Genomic DNA, 12339 nt, shown 5'->3' with positions numbered 1-12339 from the left:
TGGAATCTCCGTTTTTTCTCAGGCTCGTTCGCCGGTTCAGGCGGGACGGGTGGTGAATCCGGCTCGGGCGACCATGCTGTGCAACGGCCGGCCCAGCGCTTGCTCGCATGCGCTGGAACAGCTCGCCAGCACGTCGAGGTCGATGCCGGTTTCGATTCCCATCTCGTCGAAGAGGCTCACCAGGTCCTCGGTGCACACGTTGCCGGTGAGACCTGCGCCGTAGCTGATCTTCGACGGGTGGCCGCCGACTCCGCCGAGCGCGCTGTCGAAGTGCCGGCATCCGGCGTCTAGCGCGGCGACCGCGTTGGCGATGCCAGTACCGCGAGTGTTGTGGAAGTGCGCGACGACGGGCAGGCCCGGGCGGGCGTGGTCGAGTCTGCCGAACAGGTCGGCGACGGTTCTGGGGGTGGCCACACCGGTCGTGTCGCCGAGGGTTACCAGGTCTACGCCGAGTTCGGCGAACCGCACCACGTCCTCGACAATCCGGCCAGGATCGAGGCGCCCCTCGAACGGGCAGCCGAAGGCGACCGAGACGACACCGACCAGCCGGAACCGGCCGCCGGCAAGCCGGACCATCTCGCTGACCCGCTTCCACTGCTGGTCGCGGGTGCTGCGGAGATTTCGCTGGGAGTGGCTTTCGCTGGCCGAGATCAGCAGGCTCAGCTCGTCGGCTCCGGCGCCGCGGTCGAGATCGTCGAGGGCGCGCTGGACAGCTTTCGGGTTCGGGCAGGTCGCTTTGAACGCCACCCCCGGCTGGCGCGGCAGCTCGGCGAGTACTTCGCTCGCGTCGGCGAAGCCGGGAACCCGTTGCGGGTGGCTGTAGCTGGTTGCCTCGATCCGTTTGAACCCGGCTTCGGTGAACGACTTCAGCAGCTCCAGCTTGGTGGCGGTGGGCACGAACACCGGTTCGTGCTGTAAGCCGTCGCGGGCGAAGCATTCGCAGATCGTGACCGCGTCTGCCATCGAGAGCCCTCCTCGTCTCGTGGGAGAGCCCAGCATGGGCGAATGTGTTGATAAAGTCAACAGAGATGTTCAGGTCGAGGTCGGTTGCCCGTCGTCGGTGCGGTCGCGCTCCCGGCGCTCCAGCTCCAGTGCCATGTCCGCCAGCTTGTCGATCGCGCTCAGCAGCACGTTGCGTTCCTCGGGTGACAGGATGTTCAGGAACTCCGCATCTCTTTCGTTCGCCGCGGCGATCAGCCCGCGGTAGGTCTCGGTGCCGGCCTCAGTAAGCGCCAGCTGCGAGGTGCGGCCCGAACCTGCGGTCCGGTTGATCAGGCCGCGTTCGGTCAGCTTGCTGACCACCCGGCTGATCTGCGCCTTGTCCAGGCTGGCGCGGCGGGCAAGCCGGTTGAGCGTGAGCGTCGGATCGGCTCCGATCAGCGCGATGGCCCGCCACTCGCCCAGGCTCACGTCGAACTCGCGGCGAAACCGCAGCGCGGCGCTGCGCGACAACGCCGATGAGGCGCGCGAGAGCCGGTATGACAGCAGTTCTGAGATCGGCACGAGGTCCTTGCCATCGGCGCGGTAGTTCATACCGGGAGTTTAGTCGAACCGGAACATCTGTTGACAACCTCAACAGGTCGGGTTGAGACTCTGCGCCATCGCCTGGGCGAACCAGTCAGTGACAAAGGAGTCCCCATCGTGGCTGAATCCGTACCCCCCGTCGGGCCATCCGGCCGAGCGGTCATGGACACCGCGGCTGTCGACCGTGACGCGACCTACCGCAAGATCGCATGGCGGGTGATGCCGCTGCTGGTCGTCTGCTACGTCGTCAGCTTCATCGATCGCACGAACATCGGCATCGCGCAGGAGGGTTTGAAACGGGATCTGGGCTTCGGGCCCGCGGTGTACGGGCTCGGCGTGACCCTGTTCTTCGTCGGTTTCATCCTCTTCGAGGTGCCCAGCAACGCCCTCCTGAGCAGGATCGGTGCGCGCAAGACGCTGGTGCGGATCATGATCACTTGGGGCGTGGTCACGAGCGCCACCATGTTCGTGCACAACGAGTGGATGTTCTACCTGGCGCGGTTCCTGCTCGGCGTGGCGGAGGCTGGTTTCTTCCCCGGTGCGCTGTATTTCCTGTCGCGCTGGTTCCCGTCGGCCCGCCGCACGCGGATGACGGCGATCTTCTTCGTCGGCGTGCCCGTTTCCGGAATGCTCGGTTCGGTGGTATCCGGCGGGGTGATGCACATCTTCGGCGGCTTTGCTGGGCTGGCGGACTGGCAGTGGCTGTTCCTGATCGAAGGCCTTCCGCCGATCCTGCTCGCGGTGGCTGTGCTGTGCTGGCTGGTCGACGAGCCAGGGCGTGCGAAATGGCTGACCCCCGCGCAGCGGGCCGCGGTCCAGGCCGACCTCGAAGCCGACCAGCAGCGCAAGAGCGGCGCGGAAACCGGCCTCGGCCACGTTGGCCTGTTCGGGGCGTTGCGCGACAAGAAGGTCTGGATTCTGGGTCTGTGCGCCTGCGGCGCCTACACGCTGGCCAACGCGGTGTCGTTCTGGACGCCTCGGATCATCGCGGAAGCGGGTGTCGGCAACGTGCTCGACCTCGGCCTGTTCTCCGCGGTGCCGCCGCTGCTGGGAGTGTTGGTCATGCTGGTCGTCGGACGGCACTCCGACCGGACGCTGGAACGGCGCTGGCACGCGGCCACGAGCTGGCTGATCGCCGCCGCGGCCCTGGTCGCGATCTCGTTCACCGGTCACAACGTGCTACTGGTGGTCGTGTTGCTGGCGGTGCTGGCCGCTGCGCACTACTCGGGGCTGACGGTTTTCTACTCGATCCCGTCGATCTATCTGTCGGATCGGGCGGCGGTCACTGGTATCGCCGTGGTCACGTCGATGGGATCCTTCGCCGCCGCAGCGTCCCCATCGCTCCTCGGGTTCATCCAGGCCGCCACGGGCAGCCTCGCATTGGGCCTTCAGGTAAGTGCCCTGATCGTGCTGCTGGCCGTCGCGCTGCTGCTGATCGGCGTAAAAGCCTCCGATCTCAAGGAATCTTGATCGCTCACGATCACTGACCACATCGGAACGGTTCGTCTGGCCGATCTGGTGGTCCTGGACGGCGACCCGCTGGCCGACATCGCCAACCTCGCCGACCCCGAGCACATCCGCCACGTCGTCCAGCACGGTGCTCTGGTGTGAGCCGTGATGACGATCCGTAGCTGAAGCCCGGCTCCGTCACCCGGGGTTGGCGCAATTTCGCGAGAAATGTGCCTTCACCCGGGTGACGGTCGATTTCTCGCGAAATTGCGCCGCGTCGGGACTCAGCCGAGCACCGGGTCCCAGGACGATGCCAGGCGGGCCAGCGCGGTGCCGAGGCCGTTGGGACCGCGGAGGACGCTCGGTGCCGGGGCGAGCGGGACGTTGTGGCGCAGCTCGGAGTCGGAGTACCGCCGGCATTCCTGGTGCCAGTTCAGGATCCCCGCCATCCAGTCCTGCAGTTCGGAAGCGTAGCGTTCCAGCGCCGCGCGGGACTCGGCATCCAGGTCGTACTCGTCGAACAACGCCGGCAGCTCGACTTCCACGGTGCGCTGGAACTGCTGCATCCGCGCGGTCATCAGCTCGTGCACGACGTCGAATGCCCGATCCTGGTCGCAGTCCAGGAAGTTCTGCACCACCAGCACCGCGTTGTGCACCTCGCCCTCGTACTCGATCTCCTTGCGGTACGAGAAGACGTCGTTGAGCAGCGTCGCGTAGTCGGTCGCCGCGTTCTCCATGCTGCGGATCGTGCGGGTCCGGTAGATCTCCGACGGCACCGCCTGCTTGTGGGAGAAGCGGGACAGGCTCATGGTGAGGTCCGAGCCGAAGGTTCGGCGCCGCATCTCGATGTAGTCGATCGGGTCCGGAATCCGGTTCTGGCGGTGGTTGTCCAGCTCCCAGAGCCAGGAGTCGAGCATGACTTCCAGTGTCTTCCGGAAGGTCCGCCGCGCGTCGAGCGACATCGGGCCGGTGGTTCGCTCCCACAGGTCGGCCAGGCCGCGCTCCATCATGTTAACCGGGATGATCGGGCTGGTGCCCTCGACGGGCATCAGCTCCTCCAGCCGGGCGTTGAGCGCCTTCGCCCCCGCGATGTCGCCGGTGCGGCCGAAGACCCGCGGGTAGTAGTCGTCGCCGTAGGTGCCCCACGTCAGCCAGGCCGAGGAAAGGTCGAGTTCCTCGACGGTGGCGTCCGGGTCGAGCCCGGCGGAGCAGTGCGGGAGGTCGTTGGCCCGCAGCATCTGCTCGTTCCAGATCAGCGGCACCTCGTCGAACATCCCCACGGCGCGGGCCCATTCGACGGTGTGCTCCCGCGAGACGTCGAGGTGCGGGCACATCGAAACCGCGTACGGCAGGTAGATCTCCCGCCGCCGGATCTCGCCCACCGGCTGGAACGGAACGTGGGTGAAGCTGCGCAATCGTTGCGGCGCGGTCGAAATCAGCGACGAGACGATGCGCGCCGCCGAGGTGCCCAGCCCCGTCGGCCCGGCCAGCACGGTCGGCGTGGCGGAGCCGTCCGGATAGCGGCCGGAGCGCACGTGCCACTCGTGCCCGCCGGACTGCCAGTCCTGCAGGCCCTTCACGTAGCCGAGCACCGCCAGCCGTCCGGCCGGGTCGATGCCGTGCTCGTCGAGCAGTCGCGGCACCTCCGTCACCGCGGTGTGCTCGAACTGGTGCAGCCGGGAGGTGAGCAGGTCGTTGACCGCGTCCGCGGCTTCCTGCGTCGTGCAGCCGAGGAACTTCTCGAAGACCAGCACGCCGTTGCTCAACTCGCCCTCGTCCTGCACCTCGCGCTCGTAGGAGAACAGGTCGTTGCGCAGGTGCACGGCGTCGGAGAAGGTGTCGCGCAGCACCTCCATCGGGCGGGTCGCGGCGATCTCGGCCGGAACCTCCGCGCCGACGGCGTGCTCAACCAGGTTCGCCGACCACGGCGCGCCGCCCACCTTGCGGCGCATCTCCACGTACTCGATGGGATTGGACAGCCGGGCCTCGCTGATGTTGGCCAGTTCCCAAAGCGATTCGTCCAGCAGGTGCTTGGTGTTCTCGGCGAACCGCCGCCGCCAGTCCGGGCTCATCGCCGGTACCGTGCGGGCCCACAGGTCGGCCAGGCCGCGCTCCACCGGGTTCGTCGGTTCCGCCGTGATCGGGCCTTCGACCGGTATGAAAGCGGGCAGCCGTTCGAGGTGCTCGCGCGCCCCGGCCAGGTCCGGATTCCGCTTGTAGAGCTCGACGAAGTGGTCGTCGAAGTAGAACACCCACACGTACCAGTCAGTGATCAGGTCCAGCTCCGTACCGTCCGCGTCCGGATGCGTGTACGCGCACAGCAGCGCGTAGTCGTGGCGGTCGAAGTCCGCTTCGTCCCAGATCGGCTTGCCTTCTTGCGGCACGTCGATCATGTCCATCCCGTAGGCCCACGCCTTGCTGTGCTCGCGCGCCCGTCCGAGGTTCGGGTTCAGCCGCGCCGGGTAGGACAGGTAGAAATCCGGCAGTCGAAAGGGCTGCATTGGTTCGCGCACCTGACCTCTCTGCGATGGTCGCCGACCCTGGGCACGAAACCAGCGAAGGCCGCGACGGCCAATGCCCGCGGAACGGGTTGTACACGATCGGGATTCGGGATCGCCCGACCAGCCCAGCGCGGCGCTGCGGTGGGTCACCCTTCCGCCGTTTTATAAACGGCGGAAGCCGCTTGCGGTGTGAGATCCAGCTTGCATCGCCGCGGATTCTCAACAGTGTCCTGGGGACACCCCGCACCCGGGTTATCTCGCGAGGACAGCCCTGACGTCGTGAATTGGCATTCATGATGTCGGGATCCCACAGCGAGAAGGCCGCTGAGCCCCAATCCACCGATGATCTTGGGTAACGGTTCGGTGGCGAGAGCACGAGATGCCCTTCTGACCTGGGATGATTGATCTTGCGTAGGGATCGATCAACATGGATTGGAAGGGCATCTCGCAGGTGCGATCTTCTCATAGTGCGGCGCGGGTGAGCGCGGTGTTCGACGATGCGAATCTGGTGGCTTCGGCGGGGCTGGTTCCGGTGATGCGGTTGGCCGAACGCGTCGGGTTGTCCGAGCTTGTCGCCGAGGGTGTCCGGGTTCCCGGTTCGGAGGGTGCGAATGCGGATGCGAAGGTGGGCTCGATCGTGGCCGGGATGCTCACCGGCGCCGACAGCATTGATGATCTCGATGTGATCCGGCATGGGGCGATGCCGAAGTTGTTCGGCGGGATCCGGGCACCGTCCACTGTGGGCACGTTTCTGCGTGCTTTGACGTGGGGGCATGCCCGGCAGGTGGAGTCGGCCGCGCGGGAGTGCCTGGTGGGCATGGCCCGGCAGACTCCGGTGCTGGCCGGCGCCGCTGAGAGGACGTTCATCGATGCTGATTCCACCCTGGGCAGGGTGTTCGGCCACGCGAAGCAGGGTGCGGCGTTCGGGCACACCAAGATCGGCGGTCACAATGTGCGGCTGCGGGGTTACCACCCGCTGCTGACCACGCTGTCCACGCCCCGATCGGCGCCGGTGGTTGCCGCCACGAGGATGCGTGGCGGCAACGCCGGCTCGGCGCGGGGTGCGGCGTCGTTGGTCACCGAGACGATCAACCTTGCACGGCGGTGCGGCGCCGGGCCGGGCCGGATGCTGTTTCGCGGTGATTCCGCCTTCTACGTAGGCGAAGTCGTCTCCGCCTGCCGGGCGCAAGGTGTGGAGGTGTCGATCACGGTGGCGCAGTATCCGAACGTGCAGCGCGCGATCGCCGGCATCGCCGAGGACGCGTGGACGGCGATCAAGTATCCCCAGGCCGTCTGGGACGAGGCCAGCCAGTCCTGGGTCAGTGACGCCGAGATCGCGGAAACCGAATTCACCGCCTTCGCCAGCGATAAAGCCCATCGGGTGGCTGGTCGGTTGATCGTGCGCCGGGTCAAAGACAAAAACCACGCTGATGCCCTGTTTCCCGTCTGGCGGTATCACGCCTGCTTCACCACCAGCAGCCAGCCGCTGGTCGAGGCGGAGAAAACCCACCGTGCGCACGCGATCATCGAACATGTCAACGACGACCTCAAACACGGCCCGCTGGCCCACATCCCATCCGGGGTCTTCAGCGCCAACGCCGCCTGGCTGACGCTGGCCGCCCTGACCCACAACCTGCTGCGCGCCGCAGGCAGTCTGACCAGTGCTTTCCACGCCAAAGCCCGCGCCGCGACCCTGCGCCGCACACTGATCAACATCCCGGCACGGGTGGCCCGACGAGCCCGCTCGATCACACTGCACCTCCCGGAAAACTGGCCCCGCCAACACGACTGGCACCACCTGTTCCACACCACCCACGCCCCACCCGAAACAGCCTGATCACCCTCCCCCAACCCGCCCGCAAGGGCCCAACCCAGGAACCATGGAAAAGCTGGGCAGACCAGCGGATTCCGCACGTCCACACCCCACCACAATGATCAACAAAGGAAACCAAGATCACTTCAAACCCGCCTCGGTGGATTGGGGCTGAGGTTCCGTCACCCGCACCGCTGCGCAAAACACGCAGGTTTCATTCTCTAACGCTCGTGCACGAGCACGCCGTCGACCATCGTCAGGTCCACCCGGCACCGCCCGATTTCCTCTGGTGGCAACGAGAACGGGTCTCGGTCGAGCACGACGAGATCGGCGGCCTTGCCCACTTCGACGGTGCCGGTGTCGCCGTCCACGTGGTTCACCCAGGCACTGCCCGCGGTGTACGCGGCGAGCGCATCCACCAGGTCCAGTGCTTGTTCCGGCAAGAACGGCGCATCGTCGGTGCCGGGTTCGCGCCGGTTGACCGCAACGTGCACCGCCTGCATCGGATCGGCGTCGGAGACCGGCCAGTCGCTGCCGGCGGCGAGCACCGCTCCGGCGGCGCGCAGCGACCGGAACGGGTACTGCCAACCGGCTCGCCGGTGTCCCAGGTGCGGCACGGTCAGCTCGGTCATGGCGGCGTCGTTGACCGCCCAGCGGGGCTGGATCGTCGCGGTGACGCCGAGTTCGTGGAACCGCGGGACATCGCTTGGGTGCACCACCTGCACGTGGGCGATCTGGTGGCGCAGGTCCCGGCCGGTGGTGGCCGCGGCCAGCGCGTCCAGCACGTCGCGCACCGCTTGGTCGCCGATGGCGTGGAAGTGCAGCTGGAAGCCGTCGGAGGCGAGCTCGGGCACCACGGCCGAGAGGACATCGGGGTCCACGAAGGACATGCCGCGGCCGTGGTTGCCGAGGTAGGGCAGCTGCAGCGCGGCGGTGAAGCTCTCGCACACCCCGTCCTGCATGATCTTCACCGCGTCTGCGCGGAACCGCCGCCCGCGCGCCCGCCTGCGCCGCTGGCGGAGCTCCTCGATCTGTTCCCTGCCGCGAGCGCGGTCCCACCACAGCGCGCCGCGGACCTTGCCGGTCAGCAGGCTCTGCCGGTCGGCGCTCAGGTATGTCTCCAGCGGGTCGTCGTAGCCGAGGTACGGGCCGATGATCGCGTCGTGCCAGGACGTCACCCCGCACGAATGCAGGTAGCGCTGCCCCTCCAGCAGCCCCGCGAGGTACTCCTGGGCGCCGGCCGGCGGCAGCACGTGCTCGACCAGGCGGGTGGCGCCCTCGTGCAGGGTCCCGGCGGGTTCGCCGGCGGCGTCGCGTTCGATCCGGCCGTCCGGCGGATCCGGGGTGTCCCGGTCGATCCCGGCCAGCCGCAGCGCCGCGGAATTCACCCACGCGCCGTGGTGATCACGGTTGAGCAGGTACGCCGGACGGTCGCCGGTCACGGCGTCCAGGGCGTCGCGGTCGGGCGTGCCGTGCGGGAACTGCCCCGTGTCCCAGCCGCCGCCGAGCACCCAGCCCGCATCCGGCCGGAACTCGGCGATGAGCCGCAGGCAGTCGGCGGCGTCGAGGCATTCGGTGAGGTCGCAGCGCAGCCGCTCGATGCCGCCGTACACCGGGTGCACGTGCGCGTCGTGGAAACCGGGCAGCAGCAGCCGGCCGCCGAGGTCGATCACCTCGGTCGACGGGGTCAACCGGGCTCGTACGGCGGCGTCCCCGACGGCCGCGATCCGGCCGCCGCGCACCGTGACGGCGTCGGTGAACGAGCGCGCGGCGTCCATTGTGGCCACCGGCCCGCCCATGAAGGCCACCTCGCGCATGCCGAGATTGTCGCAGCATCACGCCGAGAAGCAGCCCGTCTTCGGCGAACCAGAAGTCCGGCTCGCCGCGCCACTCCGCCCGGAGGCGTCCCCTCAGCGCGCGAGGCGCTGTCGATCTCGCGCGAAATCGCGCCGAGCGCAGCGGGCTGTCAGCGGCCGTCGCCGGTGATGACCGCGACGGCCTGCTCGCGGGCGGACTCGTCGACCTCGGGGATCTGGAAGCTGCGGCTGCGGATGTGGGCCACCAGCTCCGCCTCCGGCGCGACGCCGTGCTGGCGCAGGTAGTAGCCGACCGCGCCGGGCCAGATCCAGCTGCCGTCGGTGTGGAAGGTCATCGGCACCGCCGGGCTGCGGTTCGGATCCAGCCGGTCGGTGTCGTAGCTGCGCGCGGCCAGCACGACCGGGGCCCGCTCCAGGTACTCCGCCACCTGGTCGAGTTCGGCCGGGTCGAGCCCCGGCCGCTCGGTGATCGGCCGTCCGCCGTCGTCGAAGACCTCCGCGGTGCGCAGCCCCGGCCCAGTGCTCGGCGGCGCCAGCCAGTCCGGCGTGGCCGCCGGGGGGCGCGGGTAGCGGCGCAGCTCCTCGGCGAAGGCTTCGGGTGGGGGAGCGACGCGCCAGTTCGGCTCGTAGTCGCCGTTGAAGTCGACGGTGTAGCTACCCGGTCGCTGCAGCCGGTAGAGCGCGCTGATCCAGGTGCCGCGGTCGGGCTGGTACATGCCGTGGCGCAGCTGCACGAACAGACCAGCGACTTCGGTGGGCACGGCCAGCGGAACGACCGTGCCGTTGGGGGCGATCAGTTGCGCGACGAGTTCGTGGTGGTCGCCGAGTTCGCGGTATTCGACGGTGGCTTGCTGCCAGCCGGGAGGGAGGGAGCGCACGATGACGCGGCCGATCTCCTGGATCAGCTGCTGCTGCGAGACCTCGTCCAGCGATCCCGGTCGGTCATGGGGTCCCGGTTGGCTCATGCCTGCATCCTCCCAGTCGCGCGGGAACCGTGGGAGCCGTTTCGGCCAAGTTCCGGTCTGGTTCGCGCGGCACCGTCGTACGTCGTGACCGGAAGCTTAAGACCCCGTCCGGGTGATCGTCGCGGCCCAGTTGATCACGTTTCGCAACAACTTGTGACCCCCCGAACTCCCAGGTAACTGGGGGACACGCACCCGTTCCGATGACGTAACGAGAGCGCTGAGCGCAGATTGTTGACAATCCGACGAGGTCCCGTTTAATTTCGAGCCATTCCAGCCGGACGCGGGAGGTGTGCTATGCGAACCGAGTCTTATCGCAACCCCAGTCCGGCTCGTTGGTTGTCTTCTTCCTCGCTTTGGCTGCGACATCACTGACCGAAGTCTTCGGCAGTGCCGGTGACGGACGCGGGTGCCCCGCGGGTCGCCGCAACATCGATCACTGATGGATCCCGGGCGTGCGCGCCCGTGTCAGGTATGCGCTCTGAGAGGAGGTTCGGCCCGTGGCACTCGTCGACCGCGACCCGCTGATGAGGGTGATCTGGACGGACTCGGTGACCGGCTGCAACGGTTACTTGGTCGTGCACAGCTTGGTGTCCGGTCTCGCCACCGGCGGGACTCGGATGCGTGCCGGCTGCACGCTGTCCGAGGTGGAGGCACTGGCCCGAGGCATGGCGCGCAAGACTGCCGTGTTCGACCTGCCGGTCGGCGGCGCGAAGGGCGGCATCGACTGCGATCCGAAGGATCCCGCCGCCCGCGGCGTGCTGAGCCGTTTCGTTCAGGCGATGCGACCGTGGCTCGATGCGCACTGGGTGACGGCCGAGGACCTCGGGGTGCCGCAGCACTTGATCGACGAGGTGTTCGCCGAGGTCGGGCTGCACCAGTCCTACCACGCGGCGATCCGCCGGGCGCCGGACGCGGAGCGCACGCTTCGCCGGGTTCGCGCCGGGCTCAACGCGCCGGTGCCGGGCGGACTGCTCCTCGGCGACGTGGTCGGCGGCTACGGCGTCGCGCAGAGCTGCCTGGGCGTCGTGCACGCCCGCGGCTGGGCGCAGCAGGAGACCACAGTGGCCGTGCAGGGCGTCGGCACGATGGGCGGCGGCGCGGCCTACTACCTGCACGAGGCGGGGCTCAAGGTCGTCGCGCTGGCCGACGCGGCGGGCACCCTGTTCCACCCGGACGGGCTGGATGTCCCAGCGCTGCTGGAAACCCGCGACCGCTTCGGCGAGATCGACCGGGCCCAGGTGCCGCCGGACGTCCAGCGGCTGCCGCGCGAAGCCGTCCTCTCCGCCGAGGTGGACGTGCTGATCCCGGCCGCGGTCTCGTTCACGATCAAGGCGCCGCAGGTGCCGGAGATCGCCGCGAAGGTGATCATCGAGGCGGCCAACACCCCGGTCACCTCGGACGCAGAGGAAATGCTCGCGACACGCGGCATTCCGGTGATCCCGGACTTCGTCGCCAACGCCGGCGCGGTGGCTTGGGCGTGGTGGTTGCTGCTCGGGCGGGTCGACGCCGATCCGGTGCTCTCGTTCCAGGTGTTGCGCGAGGAGATGCTGGCCAAGATCCCGCCGCTGCTGGCGGCCTGGGACACCGAGGGGCACACGCCGCGGACCGCAGCACTGCTGCTCGCCGAGCACCGGAACGAGGAGAATCGGGCCGCTGAGGCGGCTGGTCGCGGGCTGCTGAGCATCCCCTGACGACAGCGGTTTCGAGGTGCTGCGGCTGCGGGTTGGCTCGTTGCTCACACGGGGCAATCGATGTGTGACAACCCGCAGTCGGAGTGCTAGCTTTGCGGTGGTTGCAGTTTTGGTCCCAGCAGTACTGGAAAGTGCCTGCCAGAACGCAGGCACTTTTTTTGTGCCGTGGTGCTCCGCAGCAGCGTTGGGCACCGGGTGACCAGCTCGGCGACCGGGGGTCTGCGCAGTGTCGACCCTGGCCAGCAGAATCAGGAGAAACAAGGAATGGCTACCGGTAAGGTGAAGTGGTTCAACGCGGAGAAGGGCTACGGGTTCATCACCCCCGACGGCGGTGACGCTGACGTCTTCGCCCACTACTCCGCGATCCAATCCACCGGTTTCCGCACGCTGGAGGAAGAGCAGCGGGTGGAGTTCGAGATCGCTCAGGGGCCGAAGGGTCCGCAGGCCGCGGACATCCGCGTGATCTGAACCAGGTCGTGCCGGACAGGCATGACGACGCATCGGAGAGAGCTCTGATGCCGCCTCCGATGGGCGGCAGATCCGGGCCGCCTGCGGTGCCGGTCTGCCGCCGAGGAGGAC

The 12339-nt window shown here is 68.1% G+C and carries 9 protein-coding genes; 4 read left to right on the top strand and 5 right to left on the bottom strand.

Annotation, left to right across the window (positions count from 1 at the left end; genetic code table 11):
- Positions 1 to 36: 36 nt before the first annotated feature.
- Entirely contained in the window at positions 37 to 963 is a 927-nt protein-coding gene (locus DL519_RS14020) for a hydroxymethylglutaryl-CoA lyase (protein WP_190815320.1), read from the bottom strand.
- A 69-nt stretch (positions 964 to 1032) separates the two neighbouring features.
- Complete coding sequence (locus DL519_RS14015; RefSeq protein ID WP_223838951.1) at positions 1033 to 1503, bottom strand: MarR family winged helix-turn-helix transcriptional regulator; 471 nt, start codon at positions 1501 to 1503, stop codon at positions 1033 to 1035.
- 183 nt (positions 1504 to 1686) lie between these two features.
- Between DL519_RS14015 and DL519_RS14010 the strand changes: the two genes are divergently transcribed.
- Entirely contained in the window at positions 1687 to 2994 is a 1308-nt protein-coding gene (locus tag DL519_RS14010) for an MFS transporter (protein WP_190815316.1), read from the top strand.
- A gap of 263 nt (positions 2995 to 3257) precedes the next feature.
- Here the strand turns inward: DL519_RS14010 and DL519_RS14005 are convergent, their stop codons facing one another.
- Positions 3258 to 5474 carry a terpene synthase family protein gene (locus tag DL519_RS14005; RefSeq protein ID WP_190815314.1) on the bottom strand — a complete coding sequence of 739 codons (2217 nt, stop codon included), beginning with the start codon at positions 5472 to 5474 and terminating at the stop codon, positions 3258 to 3260.
- A gap of 451 nt (positions 5475 to 5925) precedes the next feature.
- Here DL519_RS14005 and DL519_RS14000 point away from each other — a divergent pair, with 451 nt between their 5' ends.
- Entirely contained in the window at positions 5926 to 7311 is a 1386-nt protein-coding gene (locus DL519_RS14000) for an IS1380 family transposase (protein ID WP_397545032.1), read from the top strand.
- A 197-nt stretch (positions 7312 to 7508) separates the two neighbouring features.
- On the opposite strand, the gene DL519_RS13995 is transcribed toward DL519_RS14000, so the two are convergent.
- Positions 7509 to 9104, bottom strand: coding sequence for an amidohydrolase (locus DL519_RS13995; RefSeq protein WP_190815312.1), 1596 nt, complete (start codon positions 9102 to 9104; stop codon positions 7509 to 7511).
- 149 nt (positions 9105 to 9253) lie between these two features.
- Positions 9254 to 10069: a hypothetical protein gene (locus DL519_RS13990; RefSeq protein ID WP_190815310.1), complete on the bottom strand. Its 816-nt coding sequence runs from the start codon at positions 10067 to 10069 to the stop codon at positions 9254 to 9256.
- Positions 10070 to 10566: 497 nt separating this feature from the next.
- On the opposite strand from DL519_RS13990, the gene DL519_RS13985 reads away from it, so the two are divergent.
- Positions 10567 to 11760 (top strand): Glu/Leu/Phe/Val family dehydrogenase, encoded by a 1194-nt coding sequence (locus DL519_RS13985; protein ID WP_190815308.1) that lies wholly within the window; start codon positions 10567 to 10569, stop codon positions 11758 to 11760.
- Between the two features lie 264 nt (positions 11761 to 12024).
- Positions 12025 to 12228 (top strand): cold-shock protein, encoded by a 204-nt coding sequence (locus DL519_RS13980; protein WP_190815307.1) that lies wholly within the window; start codon positions 12025 to 12027, stop codon positions 12226 to 12228.
- Positions 12229 to 12339 lie beyond the last annotated feature (111 nt).

It is taken from the genome of Saccharopolyspora pogona (assembly GCF_014697215.1).
Lineage (GTDB): Bacteria > Actinomycetota > Actinomycetes > Mycobacteriales > Pseudonocardiaceae > Saccharopolyspora > Saccharopolyspora hattusasensis.
Note: the sequence above shows the minus strand (reverse complement) of the source record. Positions and strands in the feature narration are given on the sequence as shown.